The following is a 13,289-nucleotide window of genomic DNA, read 5'->3' on the forward strand; positions in this document are numbered from 1 at the left end:
ATCTCGGCAAGGTCCAGGGCTCGGGGCCCCATGGCCGCATCGTCGAGAAGGACATCGAAGCCGCCAGGCAGGGCGGTGCTGCGAAGGCCACTCCGGCTGCGGCCGCCGCTCCGGCAGCTGCTGCGCCGAAAGCCGCCGCGGCGCCGCTCGCCTCCGGCCCGTCGGACGATCAGGTCAAGAAGCTGTTCGCGCCGGGCTCCTATGAGGAGATTCCGCATGACGGCATGCGCAAGACGATCGCGCGCCGCCTGACCGAAGCGAAGCAGACCATCCCGCATTTCTACGTGACGGTCGATTGCGAGCTCGATGCGCTGTTGAAGCTGCGGGCCGAGCTCAATGCTGCCGCTCCGGAGAAGGACGGCAAGCCGGCCTACAAGCTCTCGGTCAACGACATGGTGATCAAGGCGCTCGCCCTGGCACTACGGGCCGTGCCGGACGCCAACGTCTCCTGGACCGACGGCGCGATGCTGAAGCACAAGCACGCCGATGTCGGCGTCGCGGTTTCGATCCCGGGTGGCCTGATCACGCCGATCGTCCGGGACGCCTGCCACAAGACGCTCTCCCAGATCTCCAACGAGATGAAGGACCTCGCGGCCCGCGCCAAGAACCGGAAGTTGAAGCCCGAGGAATACCAGGGCGGCACGTCGGCGGTCAGCAATCTCGGCATGTTCGGCGTCAAGGACTTCGCCGCGGTGATCAACCCGCCGCATGCAACGATCCTGGCGGTCGGGGCCGGCGAGCAGCGCGCCGTGGTCAAGGGCGGGCAGCTCGCGGTCGCGACCGTGATGTCGGTGACGCTCTCGACCGACCACCGCGCCGTCGACGGCGCGCTCGGGGCCGAGCTGCTGCAGGCCTTCAAGGGCTATATCGAAAAGCCGATGGCGATGCTGGTGTGAGGTAGCCATGACCCGCCAGGCCCGCATCCTCGCCTTCGGCGATTCCCTAACCTGGGGGCGCATCGCCAACCGGCCGGAGCGACATGGCGACGATGTGCGCTGGCCGCGCGTGCTGGAAAAGGCGCTCGGCGGCTATGCGACGGTGATCGAGGAAGGGCTGAACGGGCGGCGGATCGCATTGGAAGACCCGCTGCGGCCCTATCGCTCCGGTATCTCGCTGCTGCCGCTGTTTATCGAGTGCCATGCGCCGCTCGACCTCGTCATCCTGATGCTCGGCACCAATGACTGCCAGCGCCAGCATTCGCTGGCGCCCTATGACGTTGCCCGTTCGATGCGGATGCTGGCGCAGGTGGCGCAGCGCCCGCCGGTCGAGCCTGGCATGCCGGTGCCGGAAGTGCTGATCGTCTCGCCGCCGGTGGTGCGCATGCCCGACGATCCCGAGCATGAGGCGAACTTCTTCATGGAAGGCGCCCCGGAGAAGATGGCCTTGCTGGCGAAATATTATCGCCGGATCGCCGACGAGATCGGTGCCCATTTCTTCGATGCTGCGGCGGTCGCGAGCGTCACCGGTGCCGACGGCATCCATCTCGATGCCGAGAACACCCGCGCCATCGGACAGGCGCTCGCGCCGGTCGTCGACGGGCTGCTCGGCCTGCCGCTGCCTGCCCGCGGTCCGGCGCTGCGGATCACCGGTCCGTAAGAGAAATTACCGGGGTAGTGCCCCGCAACGTCAACGCCTCCCAAAGATGGGAGGGAAGAGCCGAGGTGCCTTTCATGGCTGATTACGACATCATCATCATCGGTTCCGGCCCTGGCGGCTACATCGCAGCGATCCGCGCGGCGCAGCTCGGCTTCAAGACGGCGATCGTCGAGCGCGAGCATCTCGCCGGCATCTGCTCGAACTGGGGCTGCATCCCGACCAAGGCGCTGCTGCGCTCGGCCGAGATCCTGCACTACGGCCAGCACGCCAAGGACTACGGCCTGACGTTGGAAGGCACGTTCAAGGCCGATCTCGAAGCCGTGGTGAAGCGCTCGCGCGGCATCGCGGTGCGGATGAACAACGGCGTCCAGTTTCTGATGAAGAAGAACAAGGTCGACGTGATCTGGGGCGAGGCCAAGCTCACCAAGACCAACACGATCACTGTCGCGCCGACCAAGAAGCCGGCTATGCAGCCGCAGGGGCCAGTGCCGAAGGGCGCCAAAGGCGAGGGCACCTATACCGCCGACCACATCATCGTCGCGACCGGCGCTCGCCCGCGCGTGCTGCCGGGGCTGGAGCCCGACGGCAAGCTGATCTGGACCTATTTCGAGGCGCTGGTGCCGCCGACCATGCCGAAATCGCTGGTGGTGATGGGCTCGGGCGCGATCGGCATCGAGTTCGCTTCGTTCTATCGCACGCTCGGCGCCGAGGTGACGGTCGTCGAGGTGATGCCGCAGGTCGTCCCGGTCGAGGATGCCGAGATCGGCGCCTTCGCGCGGAAGGCCTTCGAGAAGCAGGGCATGAAGATCCTGACCTCGACCAAGGTCACCAAGGTCGAGAAGGGGGCGAACTCCGTCACCGCCCATATCGAGGACGACAAGGGCAACAAGCAGACGATCACCGCCGAGCGGATGATCTCGGCGGTCGGCGTCGTCGCCAATGTCGAGAATCTCGGGCTTGAGGCGCTCGGCGTGAAGCTCGATCGCGGCGTGATCGCGATCGACGGGCTCTGCCGGACCAATGTGAAGGGCGTCTACGCGATCGGCGACGTCGCCGGCCCGCCGATGCTGGCGCACAAGGCCGAGCACGAGGCGGTGATCTGCGTCGAGGCGATCAAGGGCCTGCACCCGCACCCGATGGACAAGGCGATGATCCCGGGCTGCACCTATTGCCACCCGCAGATCGCCAGCGTCGGCCTGACCGAGGCCAAGGCCAAGGAAGCCGGCCACCAGCTCAAGGTCGGCCGCTTCAACTTCGTCGCCAATGGCAAGGCGGTGGCGCTCGGCGAGGACTCGGGCATGGTCAAGACGATCTTCGACGCCAAGACCGGCAAGTTGCTCGGCGCCCATATGGTCGGGCCCGAGGTCACCGAGCTGATCCAGGGCTTCGTCGTCGCGATGAATCTCGAGACCACCGAGGAAGAGCTGATGCACACCATCTTCCCGCATCCGACCCTGTCGGAGACGATGAAGGAGGCCGTGCTCGACGCCTATGGCAAGGTGCTCAACGCCTGAGACCTGCGACTGCGCGCTTGCCTTTGGAGGGCGCTAGCGCAGGTCGAACCTGATGCCGACGCCGATGAAGTTCGAACCGGACTTCTTCGGCGCGATCAGGCCGAAAACGCCGGACCGATGATGCAGCCGGGTGACGAACGAGACGCCCGGCGCTGAGGCATGCGAGAACTCCGCCTCGAAGGCGAGATAGTTCAGCGTCCGCGAGGGTCGGACGTCGATGGCGCCCTCGAAGCGCGGCCGCTCCGACGCGACCGACAATCCCTCTCCGACCGCGAGATTGGCTTCGAGCCCGCCGCCAAGCGGGATCTGCCCGGTCCTGAACATCAGCGCCAGCGTGCCCTCCCAATGGCTCTGGCCGCCGAAATGCTTGAGGACCTGGCCTTCGAGCTCGATGCGGTTGCCGCGGAAGGCAAAGTCGGTGAACGGCAGCGGGGTCGAGAAGGAAGGCACGATCACCCGCGACAGCCCGACACCGGCGAAATTCGTGTCCGAGAAGCTCAGATTGCCGGTGATCGCCCGGCTGGGCACGTCGAGCAGATCGGTGTTGACCCAGCGGCTGACATAGCCTGTCGCGTGCCAGCGCCGCTCTCCGGAACGATCGAAGGCCTCGGCGACCGGCCCACCACCGAACGCAGCCGCAAGCAGCCCGCCCGTCATCAGCACGCCCGAGTGGCGTGGCCGGGTTCTGCCTTCGGGGGCGATAGCGCCGTCACAGCAGGGCATGGCCGGCATCCTCCTCCACGCTGCCGTAGAGCCAGAGCCTCCAGTCCAAGGCGGTAGGGAAACGCCAAAACGCCGTTCCGTCAACCGCAGCCCCGGGAGGGCGGGGCGGCTGGCGCATTCGGCCACGAGGACAATTGTTTCCTGGCCGCTCCCATCTATTCTCTGTTGCCGAGGCGCGCTTCCAGAGGATCTGCGCCGAACGGGTTACAAGGTCGTCGCTTCCGGAGGTTTCCGATGGACATGCGTGCAATCCTCGTCGCCATCGTCATCGGCCTCGTCGCCGGATGGCTCGCCAGCATCGTGGTCGGTGGCGGCGGGCTCGTCCGCTACATCATCACCGGCCTGATCGGTGCCTTCGTCGGCAGCTTCCTGCTGGGCGCGCTCGGCATCAATCTCGGCATCGGCAATCCACTTATCTCGCAGATCGTCACCGCAACGATCGGTGCGATCGTCGTCGTGCTGCTGGCCCGGCTGATCGCCTGAGCGCTTTCCTCTGGAAACCGGCGCACGCGATGGGCATATCGCTGCGATGACGACGACACGCACGCGCAAGGCCCGCGGTCCCGGCCGGGTCATCGAGGACGACAAGGTCGAGATCCTGCCACCGCGGCGGGGCCTTGCGGTCGACTGGCGCCGACTGCTGCCGCCGGTGGCGTTCGGGACTGCGGCGGGCTTCATCGCCAGCCTCGTCGTCGGTGGCGGCGGCTTCCTGCGTCATGCCGTGGTCGGCCTGCTCGGCATGCTGGTCGGCCAGGGGATCGTGCGCGTCACCGGCTGGCGGGTCTCGACCGGCTCGCGCTTCGCCGACGACATGGCGATGGCGGTGATCGGCGCGATCCTGGTGGTGCTATTGGCGCGTTTCATCGCCTGAAGGGCGGGAACCGGCCGGCAAGGCCGGCGTTGATCGCAAGGCCGCGGGCGCCGCGGTCAGCGAGGGCAGGGGGACTACCATGAACAACGAGATCGTCGCCGCGCTCGGCACGCCGGGCTACGGCTTCTTCATGACGCTGCTGATCGGCATCCTCGCCGGCTGGATCGCCGAGCGGGTGACCTCCTCCGACCATGGACTCTTCACCAACATGATCGTCGGCGTCGCCGGCTCCTTCGTCGGCAGCCGGCTGGCCGATCTGCTGGAGATTCCGGTCTATGGCTTCTGGCGCACGCTTACCGCCGCCATCGCCGGCGCGTGCCTGCTGATCGTGGTCTGGCGCGCCCTGCGCAACTGAGTCACGCGCGGCCGCGGGTTGCCCGCGCGACGCTTCGGGATTAGCTAGACGGCGAGGTCGCCTTTCTCTCGCGGCCGCAGGAAACGGACCCATCCATGGCCGTCGTGCTCGACCTTCTGAACCGCGACCCGCGTCCCAATATCGGCAATCCGAAGGCCGAGGCGAAGCCGGGCGGCGAACTGCGCCATCCCGAGAAGCAGAAGCGCGCCGAGAATCCGATCCTGCGCAAGCCGGACTGGATCCGCGTCAAGGCGCCGGGCTCGCCGAAATGGGCCGAGACCCAGAAGATCGTGAAGGCCGAGAAGCTCGTCACCGTCTGCGAGGAGGCGGGCTGCCCCAATATCGGCGAATGCTGGGAAAAGAAGCACGCCACCTTCATGATCATGGGCGACACCTGCACGCGGGCCTGCGCCTTCTGCAACGTCAAGACCGGCGTGCCCGAAGCGCTCGACCATGAGGAGCCGCGCAAGGTCGCCGAGGCCGTCGCCAAGCTCGGGCTCGAGCATGTTGTGATCACCTCGGTCGACCGCGACGACCTGAAGGATGGCGGCGCCGAGCATTTCGCCCGCGTCATCCGCGCCATCCGCGAGGCCTCCCCGACGACGACCATCGAAATCTTGACGCCGGACTTCCTGCGCAAGCCCGGCGCGCTCGAAGTCGTGGTCGCGGCCAAGCCCGACGTCTTCAACCACAATCTCGAAACGGTCCCCGGCAAGTACCTGACCGTGCGCCCGGGCGCGCGCTATTTCCATTCGCTGCGGCTGCTGCAGCGGGTGAAGGAGCTCGACCCGACCATCTTCACCAAGTCCGGCATCATGGCCGGCCTCGGCGAGGAGCGGAACGAGGTGCTCCAGCTGATGGACGATCTGCGCTCCGCCGAGGTCGATTTCATCACCATCGGCCAGTATCTGGCGCCGTCGCGCAAGCACCATGCGGTGATCCGCTTTGTCACGCCCGACGAGTTCAAGAGCTTCGAGACCATCGCCTATGTGAAGGGCTTCCTGATGGTCTCCGCGACGCCGCTGACCCGTTCCTCGCACCATGCCGGCGAGGACTTCGCCAAGCTGCGGGCCGCGCGCGCCGCGAAGACGGGCGCCTGAGAGCGGCTCTCCGATGCCGATGTTCAACAGCACCAGGCGGGTGAAGCACTCGTCCGCGGAGATGTTCGCTCTCGTGGCGGATGTCGAGAAGTATCCTCAGTTCCTGCCGCTCTGCGAAGGGCTCGTGGTGCGCAGGCGGACGCCGCGTGAAGGGGGAGGCGAAGTGCTGCTCGCCGACATGACCGTCGGCTACAAGGCGATCCGCGAGACCTTCACCAGCCGCGTCACGCTCGATCCGGCCAATCTCAAGATCCTTGTCGAATATGTCGACGGACCGTTCCGCTATCTCGAGAACCGCTGGAGCTTCCGGCCGGCCGAGAAGGGCTCGGAGGTGGTGTTCTTCATTTCCTACGAGTTCGCCAGCCGCATGCTCGGCCTGCTGATGGGCGCGATGTTCGACAAGGCTTTCCGCAAGTTCGCCGAGGCGTTCGAGCGCCGGGCCGACGCGGTCTATGGCGCCGGGGTGCCGCTCACTTCAGGCTGAGCGAGGCTTCGCGCAGCAGATCGAGCGCTTCCAGCACGCTGAGGCGGCGGATTTCGTCGCGGCCGAGCGCGCCGAAGCGCCTTTCGCGATGAAGTGTCCGGTCCGCTCCGGCGCAGGCGAAATGGACGAGGCCGACGGGCTTTGCCTCGCTGCCGCCATCGGGGCCCGCGACCCCTGTGATCGAAACGGCGAGACGCGCGGAAAGCCGTTCCCGTCCGCCTTCGGCCATTGCCCGCGCCACCTGCTCGCTGACTGCCCCGTGCCGAAGGATCAGTTCCGGCGGGACATTGGCGAGCGTCGTCTTGGCTTCGTTGGAGTAGGTGACGAGGCCTCCGAGCACCATGCTCGACGAGCCTGCAATCGCCGTCAGGGCGCCGCAGACCAGCCCTCCGGTGCAGGATTCGACCGTGGCGACAGTGATGCCGCGCTCGCGCGAGATGTTCAGGAGCTCGGCGGCCAGCGAACGAGTCTCGAGGTCGAACATGCTGTCACTCCGGTTCCGGCAGGCGGATGCTGGCCGAGGCCTGCGCCGCCAGCCCTTCGCCGCGCCCGGTGAAGCCCAGGCGCTCCGAGGTCGTGGCCTTGACCCCGACCTGGTCGAGCCGCAAGCCCGCGATCGCGGCGATGCGGGCGCGGATGGCGTCGCGATGCGGGCCGACCTTCGGCGCCTCGCAGATGATCGTCAGGTCGAGATGGTCGATCCTGCCGCCGCGGGCCGCAACGCGCTCCGCCGCAAAGGCGAGGAAGCGATCGGACGATGCGCCGCGCCATTGCGGATCGCTGGGCGGGAAATGGCTGCCGATATCGCCATCGGCGAGAGCGCCGAGCAGCGCGTCGGTCAGGGCATGCAGGCCGACATCGCCATCGGAATGCGCGGTGACGCCGTGTGTATGGGGAATGCTGACGCCGCCGATCCAGACATGGTCGCCGTCGGCGAGGGCATGGACGTCGTAGCCCGTCCCGACCCGCGTCACGAGGCTGCGTCCCAGCCGCTGCTCGGCGGCGATGAAGTCTTCGGGATGGGTCAGCTTGAGATTCATCGGGTCTCCCGCAAAGGTCGCGACCTCGTGGCCGGCCCATTCCATGATCGCTGAATCGTCGGTGAAACCGTCGGCTCCCGCCGCGAAGGCCGCCTCATGTGCGGCGAGCAAGGGCGCGAAGGCGAAGGCCTGCGGCGTCTGCACCGAGACGAGGCGGTCGCGCGGCGGCGTCTCGACGATCCGGCCGTCGGCATCGAGCCGCTTCACCGTATCGGTCACGGCGAGGGCAGGGATGGCCGCCTGCGTCTTGCGCGTGGCGACAAGCGCCCGGTGGACCAGTTCGGGCGAAACGAGCGCGCGGGCGGCGTCGTGCACCAGTACGGCGCCGGTGAAGCCCGCTTCGGACAGCGCCTTCAGCCCGGCCCGGACCGAGGCCTGGCGGGTTTCGCCGCCATGGGTCGGCGGGAGCAGGCGGCCGCGCTCGCCTTCGCCGAGTTCTGCAATGGCATTGCGATAGCGTGCATCGTCCCTGGCGCCGATCACCACCAGAACGGGGCCGATGCGCGCTTCGGCCAGGAAAGGCGCGAGCGCGCGGCAAAGCACGGGCTGGCCGCCGAGGCGACGGTATTGCTTGGGCGCCTCGGCGCCGGCGCGCAGGCCGCGTCCGGCAGCGACGATCAGGGCGGCAACGGCCATGGTCATGAAAGCGTCGAGGGCTCCGGAATCTGATGCTGCGGGTGATAGGCTGCGCGGCGCCGATAGCCAAGCGGCGGGGCAGCCGCATGGGCTGAATCGACACGATGCACATCGGAAAGGCAGTCAACCTCGTCGGCTTGCGACGATGGTGCAACGCAGCATTGCTTAGAAATCCCTTGCGCGGTGCAATAGATGTCCAATAAATCACCAGAATGGAATCTGCCTCAAAATCAGGCGACACAGTTCTTGCCATTGGCGGACTGAGCCCGGCCGCCCGCGCCTTCCTGGCGCCGATGTCGGGCGTCACCGATGTGGTCATGCGCCGGATCGCGGCACGTTTCGGCGCCGGGCTGGTGGTTTCGGAAATGGTCGCCTCCGACGAGCTGTTGCGCGGCAGCGAAGAGGCGCGCCTGCGGGCCGAGGGCTCAGGCGTGACGCCGCATGTGGTCCAACTCGCGGGCTGCGAAGCGCGCTGGCTTGCCGAGGCGGCTCAGGTCGCCGAGGCTTCCGGCGCCGAGATCGTCGATATCAATATGGGCTGCCCGGCCAAGAAGGTGGTCGGCGGCTGGGCCGGCTCGGCCCTGATGCGCGATCTCGATCATGCGATCGGCCTCGTCGAGGCGGTCGTCGCGGCCGTGAAAGTGCCCGTCACCGTCAAGATGCGCCTCGGCTGGGACGACGCCTCGCGCAATGCGCCGGAACTTGCGCGGCGCGCCGTCGCCGCCGGGGCCGCCGCAATCACCGTGCATGGCCGCACGCGACAGCAATTCTACAAGGGTGTCGCCGATTGGGCGGCGATAGCGCCGGTGCGGGAAGCCGGCGCCTTTCCGCTGGTGGCCAACGGCGATATCGCGACCGCGACGCAGGCGCGCGACTGCCTCGAACAGTCCGGCGCCGATTATGTGATGGTTGGCCGTGCCGCGCTCGGGCGTCCCTGGCTCCCCGGTCAGATCGGAGCGGTGCTCGCCGGGCGCGAGCCCGATGTGATCGCTGTCGAGACCAAGGCCGAGGTGGCGCGCGAACACTATGAGGGCCTGCTCTCGCTGATGGGGCGCGAGGTCGGCGTCCGCCATGCCCGCAAGCATCTGGCCGCCTATGCCGACGAGGCGCTGGCCTGCGGGCTCGCCCACGACGAACAGGCCCGGCGCGAACTCCTGACCACGGTCGAGCCGGCCCGCGCGCTTGCGGCGCTGGAACGTCTGTTTTCGACCGAGCGCCTCGGCGCTGCCGCCTGAATCACAGGGAAGACCGCGTATGACCATGGCGATATTCGGCGAAAGCGGAGAGACGCCGGATGGAGGGCTGTTCGACAGCCTCGAAATCCAGGCGCTGAATGTGCTGCCGATGCCGGTCGTCGTGGTCGGGGACGGGCAGGCGGTGCTTTACGCCAACACGGCGGCCGAGGATTTCTTTCAGGCCAGCGCCGTCGTGCTGAAGCGCCAGCGCTTGCAGGATCTGATCGCCTTCGGCTCGCCCGTGCTCTCGCTCGTCGACGAGGTCCAACGCCGCGGCGCCAGCGTCAGCGAATACCGGCTGGAGCTCGGCTCGCCCCGGCTCGGGCTCGACCGGATCGTCGATGTTTTTGCCTCGCCATTGCCCGGCCAGCCGGATGCGGTCGTGCTTCTGCTGCAAGAACGGACAATTGCCGAAAAAATGGACAGGCAGCTGACGCATCGTGGAGCAGCCCGCTCAATTACTGCGCTCGGCGCGATGCTGGCGCATGAGATCAAGAACCCGCTCTCGGGCATTCGCGGCGCAGCCCAATTGCTGGAAACCTCCGTTCCGGACGACGACCGCCTGCTGACCCAGCTGATCTGCGACGAGGCGGATCGGATCGTGAAGCTGGTCGAGCGCGTCGAATTGTTCGGCGACGAGCGGCCGAGCGAGCGCGGCCCTGTCAACGTCCATGACGTGCTCGACCATGTGAAAAGGCTGGCGCAGTCGGGCTTTGCCCGGCACATCCGTTTCAGCGAAGCCTATGACCCGTCGCTGCCGCCGGTCTCCGGCAATCGCGACCAGCTTGTCCAGGTGCTGCTCAACCTGGTGAAGAATGCCGCGGAGGCGATCGGCTCCGATGCGATCGACGGCGAGATCACGCTGACCACCGCCTATCGGCCGGGCATCCGCATGCAAGCCCCGGGTTCGCATGCGCGGCTGGCCCTGCCGCTGGAGATCGGCGTGCGCGACAATGGCCCGGGCGTGCCCACCGATCTGCACGCCCACCTGTTCGATCCCTTCGTCACCACCAAGGCTCAGGGCAGTGGCCTTGGACTTGCACTCGTCGCCAAGGTGATCGGCGATCACGGCGGAATCGTCGAGTGCGAGTCCGTGCCGCGACGCACAACATTTCGAATCCGGTTGCCACTGCACGAAGCGCGTGAGCGCCAGTCAGGGTAAACAGCACCAGGAAGCAGGACTGCATGCCGACGGGTAACATTCTCATCGCCGATGACGACGCCGCCATCCGCACGGTCCTCAACCAGGCGCTCGCCCGCGCCGGCTACGAGGTCAGGACTACCGGACAGGCGGCAACGCTATGGACCTGGGCAGCCCAGGGGCTCGGCGACCTGATCATCACCGACGTCGTCATGCCCGACGGCAACGCCTTCGACCTGCTGCCGCGCATCAAGCGGGTCCGGCCGGAGCTGCCGATCATCGTGATGAGCGCGCAGAACACCTTCATGACCGCGATCAAGGCATCGGAGCGCGGCGCCTACGAATACCTGCCCAAGCCTTTCGACCTGAAGGAACTGGTCGCGATCGTCGGCCGGGCTTTGTCGCGCCCGCGCGGCGAGGTCGGGCGCGGGCATGCGGCGGAGCCGGACGACATCCCGCTGATCGGCCGCTCGCCGGCCATGCAGGACGTCTACCGCGCCCTGGCACGGCTGATGCCGATCGATCTCACCGTGATGATCAACGGCGAATCCGGCACCGGCAAGGAACTGGTGGCGCGGGCGCTGCACGACTACGGCAAGCGCCGCAACGGCCCGTTCGTCGCGATCAACATGGCGGCGATCCCGAAAGACCTGATCGAATCCGAGCTGTTCGGCCATGAGAAGGGCGCCTTCACCGGCGCCCTGACCCGCTCATCCGGCCGCTTCGAGCAGGCCGAGGGTGGCACGCTCTTCCTCGACGAGATCGGCGACATGCCGATGGAGGCCCAGACGCGCCTGCTGCGCGTGCTGCAGCAGGGCGAATACACCACGGTCGGCGGACGCACGCCGATCAAGACCAATGTCCGCATCGTCGCCGCGACCAACAAGGATCTGCGCATCTCGATCGCGCACGGGCTGTTCCGCGAGGACCTGTTCTTCCGGCTGAACGTCGTGCCGATTCGGCTGCCGCCGCTGCGTGAGCGGGTCGAGGACGTGCCGGATCTCGTCCGTCATTTCTTCGGGCTGGTCGAGAAGGAAGGCCTGCCGCGCAAGCAGATCGATTCCGAGGCGATGGACGTGATGCGTCGCTATCGCTGGCCGGGCAATGTCCGGGAGCTGGAGAACCTCGTCCGGCGGCTCGCGGCGCTCTATCCGCAAGAGACGATCACTGCCCCGATCGTCGAAGCGGAGCTTCAGCCTGCTGCGGCGACGCCGAGCTATGCCGGCTCCGGCGGCGGCCAGGAACGTGCCGAGACGCTTTCAGGCTCGATGGAGCGCCATCTCAACCAGTACTTCTCCGGCTTCGGCGACCATGTCCCGCCGCCGGGGCTCTATCACCGCATCCTGCGCGAGATCGAGCCGCCCCTGATCGCGGCGGCGCTGGCAGCGACCCGCGGCAACCAGATCCGTGCCGCCGAACTGCTCGGCCTCAACCGCAACACCCTGCGCAAGAAGATCCGCGAGCTCGACATGCAGGTGGTGCGCTCGCCACGTTGAGGCGGCCAGGGAATGTGAACGAGCGAGGCGTCGCGCATTCAGGGCGCGCGCCCAGGCCGGTCACTTCGAAGCGAGCTGTGTCACCAGCCCCTGCATCGCGGTCGGTTGGATCGATATCTTGCCGACAAATGGCCGGTCATGCGCCAGGACCACGAAATAGGCCGCGGCGGCGACCAGCACATAGATGTGCGATGCCAGGATCTGCATGCGGAACGTGTGACTGTGGCAGATGAGAATCAGCAGCAGGGTCGCCGTCGAGATCAGCCACATCGCGCTCCATTGCGCCCAGGTCGTGCCGGCCCTGGACGCCGCGAGGCGCGCGAGCCGCGCGTGCCGGATCTCCAGGAGCTGACCGAGCAGCGGTGAATAGCTCGTACCGTTGGCGAGCAGACGATTCTGCCGGGCGATCAGGTCGATCGCTCCCAGCAGGTGCTTCTCCGACTGGTCGAAGACCGCATCCTCGAGCGATGTGCTCTTGGCCATAGCCGGCCAGTCGACCGCAATGACGTCCTTCAGATAGGCCTCAAGCCCGCCGTTCAGCTGGCTCTGCACCTCGTCCGGCAGGCCCGCAGAAACGACCAGGGCGTTCTCCACGGCATCGGCCTCGCGCTGGACGGCGGTACGCGCGGAAACCGCGTCATTCCAGATGCCGGCGGCCGAGAAGGCGACGATCAGCGCGAAGAGCGCGCCGCAAGCGTTGATGAGAGAATCGCGAATCGGCAGCGGCTCGCTCAAGCGGTAGCCCATGCGCGGCACGGCGAACCGCACGAATCCGATCAGGAGCCAGCAGATCGCGGTGCTGATCGCCCAGACGACGAGAAACATCGCCGCGAGTGGCAGTTGATGGAAAGCGATGAGCATGAGGGCCTCTGCGATCCGGCTTATGCACAGGCTAGAGGCTGTCTTTGAGGGGGCATAGAGCCCCGAAGCCGGCTTCAACAGATTGACTTCCAAGGGACACGTGATGGCGGGCGCTCTTGCCTTGCCCGTGTCATATTTTGACAACACCGTTGCGGCAGCGCATCACAGCGCCGGATCGCTCGGACCGCCCTTCGGCGGAGATGCGTCCAACGGAGCTTAGACACCGCTTTGACTGCC

General features: G+C 67.0%; 15 protein-coding genes. 11 read left to right on the top strand and 4 right to left on the bottom strand.

Annotated elements, in window-relative coordinates; translation table 11 throughout:
- The 3 genes from RKE40_RS16115 to lpdA form a co-directional block, all read left to right on the top strand.
- Positions 1 to 896 (top strand): 2-oxo acid dehydrogenase subunit E2 (locus tag RKE40_RS16115; RefSeq protein ID WP_316019248.1); only part of this gene is annotated, 896 nt, incomplete at its 5' end.
- A gap of 7 nt (positions 897 to 903) precedes the next feature.
- Complete coding sequence (locus RKE40_RS16120) at positions 904 to 1,596, top strand: SGNH/GDSL hydrolase family protein (protein ID WP_316019249.1); 693 nt, start codon at positions 904 to 906, stop codon at positions 1,594 to 1,596.
- Between the two features lie 74 nt (positions 1,597 to 1,670).
- Complete coding sequence (gene lpdA / locus RKE40_RS16125) at positions 1,671 to 3,110, top strand: dihydrolipoyl dehydrogenase (protein ID WP_316019250.1); 1,440 nt, start codon at positions 1,671 to 1,673, stop codon at positions 3,108 to 3,110.
- A gap of 33 nt (positions 3,111 to 3,143) precedes the next feature.
- Here the strand turns inward: lpdA and RKE40_RS16130 are convergent, their stop codons facing one another.
- Complete coding sequence (locus tag RKE40_RS16130) at positions 3,144 to 3,833, bottom strand: hypothetical protein (RefSeq protein WP_316019251.1); 690 nt, start codon at positions 3,831 to 3,833, stop codon at positions 3,144 to 3,146.
- A 234-nt stretch (positions 3,834 to 4,067) separates the two neighbouring features.
- Here RKE40_RS16130 and RKE40_RS16135 point away from each other — a divergent pair, with 234 nt between their 5' ends.
- The 5 genes from RKE40_RS16135 to RKE40_RS16155 all read left to right on the top strand — a co-directional run bounded on the left by RKE40_RS16135 (position 4,068) and on the right by RKE40_RS16155 (position 6,643).
- Positions 4,068 to 4,316, top strand: a complete 249-nt coding sequence (locus RKE40_RS16135; RefSeq protein ID WP_316019252.1) for a GlsB/YeaQ/YmgE family stress response membrane protein — start codon at positions 4,068 to 4,070, stop codon at positions 4,314 to 4,316.
- 46 nt (positions 4,317 to 4,362) lie between these two features.
- A complete protein-coding gene (locus tag RKE40_RS16140; RefSeq protein ID WP_316019253.1) occupies positions 4,363 to 4,704 on the top strand; it encodes a GlsB/YeaQ/YmgE family stress response membrane protein in 342 nt (113 codons plus the stop codon).
- A 79-nt stretch (positions 4,705 to 4,783) separates the two neighbouring features.
- Positions 4,784 to 5,059 (top strand): GlsB/YeaQ/YmgE family stress response membrane protein, encoded by a 276-nt coding sequence (locus RKE40_RS16145; RefSeq protein ID WP_316019254.1) that lies wholly within the window; start codon positions 4,784 to 4,786, stop codon positions 5,057 to 5,059.
- A gap of 95 nt (positions 5,060 to 5,154) precedes the next feature.
- Positions 5,155 to 6,159 (top strand): lipoyl synthase, encoded by a 1,005-nt coding sequence (lipA, locus tag RKE40_RS16150; RefSeq protein WP_316019255.1) that lies wholly within the window; start codon positions 5,155 to 5,157, stop codon positions 6,157 to 6,159.
- 13 nt (positions 6,160 to 6,172) lie between these two features.
- A complete protein-coding gene (locus RKE40_RS16155) occupies positions 6,173 to 6,643 on the top strand; it encodes a type II toxin-antitoxin system RatA family toxin (protein ID WP_316019256.1) in 471 nt (156 codons plus the stop codon).
- Here RKE40_RS16155 and RKE40_RS16160 read toward each other — a convergent pair.
- Entirely contained in the window at positions 6,630 to 7,127 is a 498-nt protein-coding gene (locus tag RKE40_RS16160; protein WP_316019257.1) for a CinA family protein, read from the bottom strand. The genes RKE40_RS16155 and RKE40_RS16160 overlap by 14 nt on opposite strands.
- Positions 7,128 to 7,131: 4 nt before the next feature.
- The gene (locus RKE40_RS16165; protein ID WP_316019322.1) at positions 7,132 to 8,319 is read right to left on the bottom strand and encodes a bifunctional 2-C-methyl-D-erythritol 4-phosphate cytidylyltransferase/2-C-methyl-D-erythritol 2,4-cyclodiphosphate synthase; all 1,188 of its coding nucleotides are present in this window, start codon (positions 8,317 to 8,319) and stop codon (positions 7,132 to 7,134) included.
- A gap of 212 nt (positions 8,320 to 8,531) precedes the next feature.
- Here RKE40_RS16165 and dusB point away from each other — a divergent pair, with 212 nt between their 5' ends.
- From dusB to ntrC, 3 genes are all read left to right on the top strand, one after another.
- Complete coding sequence (gene dusB / locus RKE40_RS16170; protein WP_316019258.1) at positions 8,532 to 9,554, top strand: tRNA dihydrouridine synthase DusB; 1,023 nt, start codon at positions 8,532 to 8,534, stop codon at positions 9,552 to 9,554.
- Positions 9,555 to 9,663: 109 nt separating this feature from the next.
- Positions 9,664 to 10,716 carry a two-component system sensor histidine kinase NtrB gene (locus RKE40_RS16175; protein WP_316019323.1) on the top strand — a complete coding sequence of 351 codons (1,053 nt, stop codon included), beginning with the start codon at positions 9,664 to 9,666 and terminating at the stop codon, positions 10,714 to 10,716.
- A gap of 23 nt (positions 10,717 to 10,739) precedes the next feature.
- Positions 10,740 to 12,191 carry a nitrogen regulation protein NR(I) gene (gene ntrC / locus RKE40_RS16180; protein WP_316019259.1) on the top strand — a complete coding sequence of 484 codons (1,452 nt, stop codon included), beginning with the start codon at positions 10,740 to 10,742 and terminating at the stop codon, positions 12,189 to 12,191.
- Positions 12,192 to 12,251: 60 nt separating this feature from the next.
- Here the strand turns inward: ntrC and RKE40_RS16185 are convergent, their stop codons facing one another.
- Entirely contained in the window at positions 12,252 to 13,052 is an 801-nt protein-coding gene (locus RKE40_RS16185) for a bestrophin-like domain (protein ID WP_316019260.1), read from the bottom strand.
- Between the last annotated feature and the right edge of the window lie 237 nt (positions 13,053 to 13,289).

This window comes from Allobosea rubneri, from assembly GCF_032464875.1.
Classification (GTDB): Bacteria; Pseudomonadota; Alphaproteobacteria; order Rhizobiales; family Beijerinckiaceae; genus Allobosea; species Allobosea rubneri.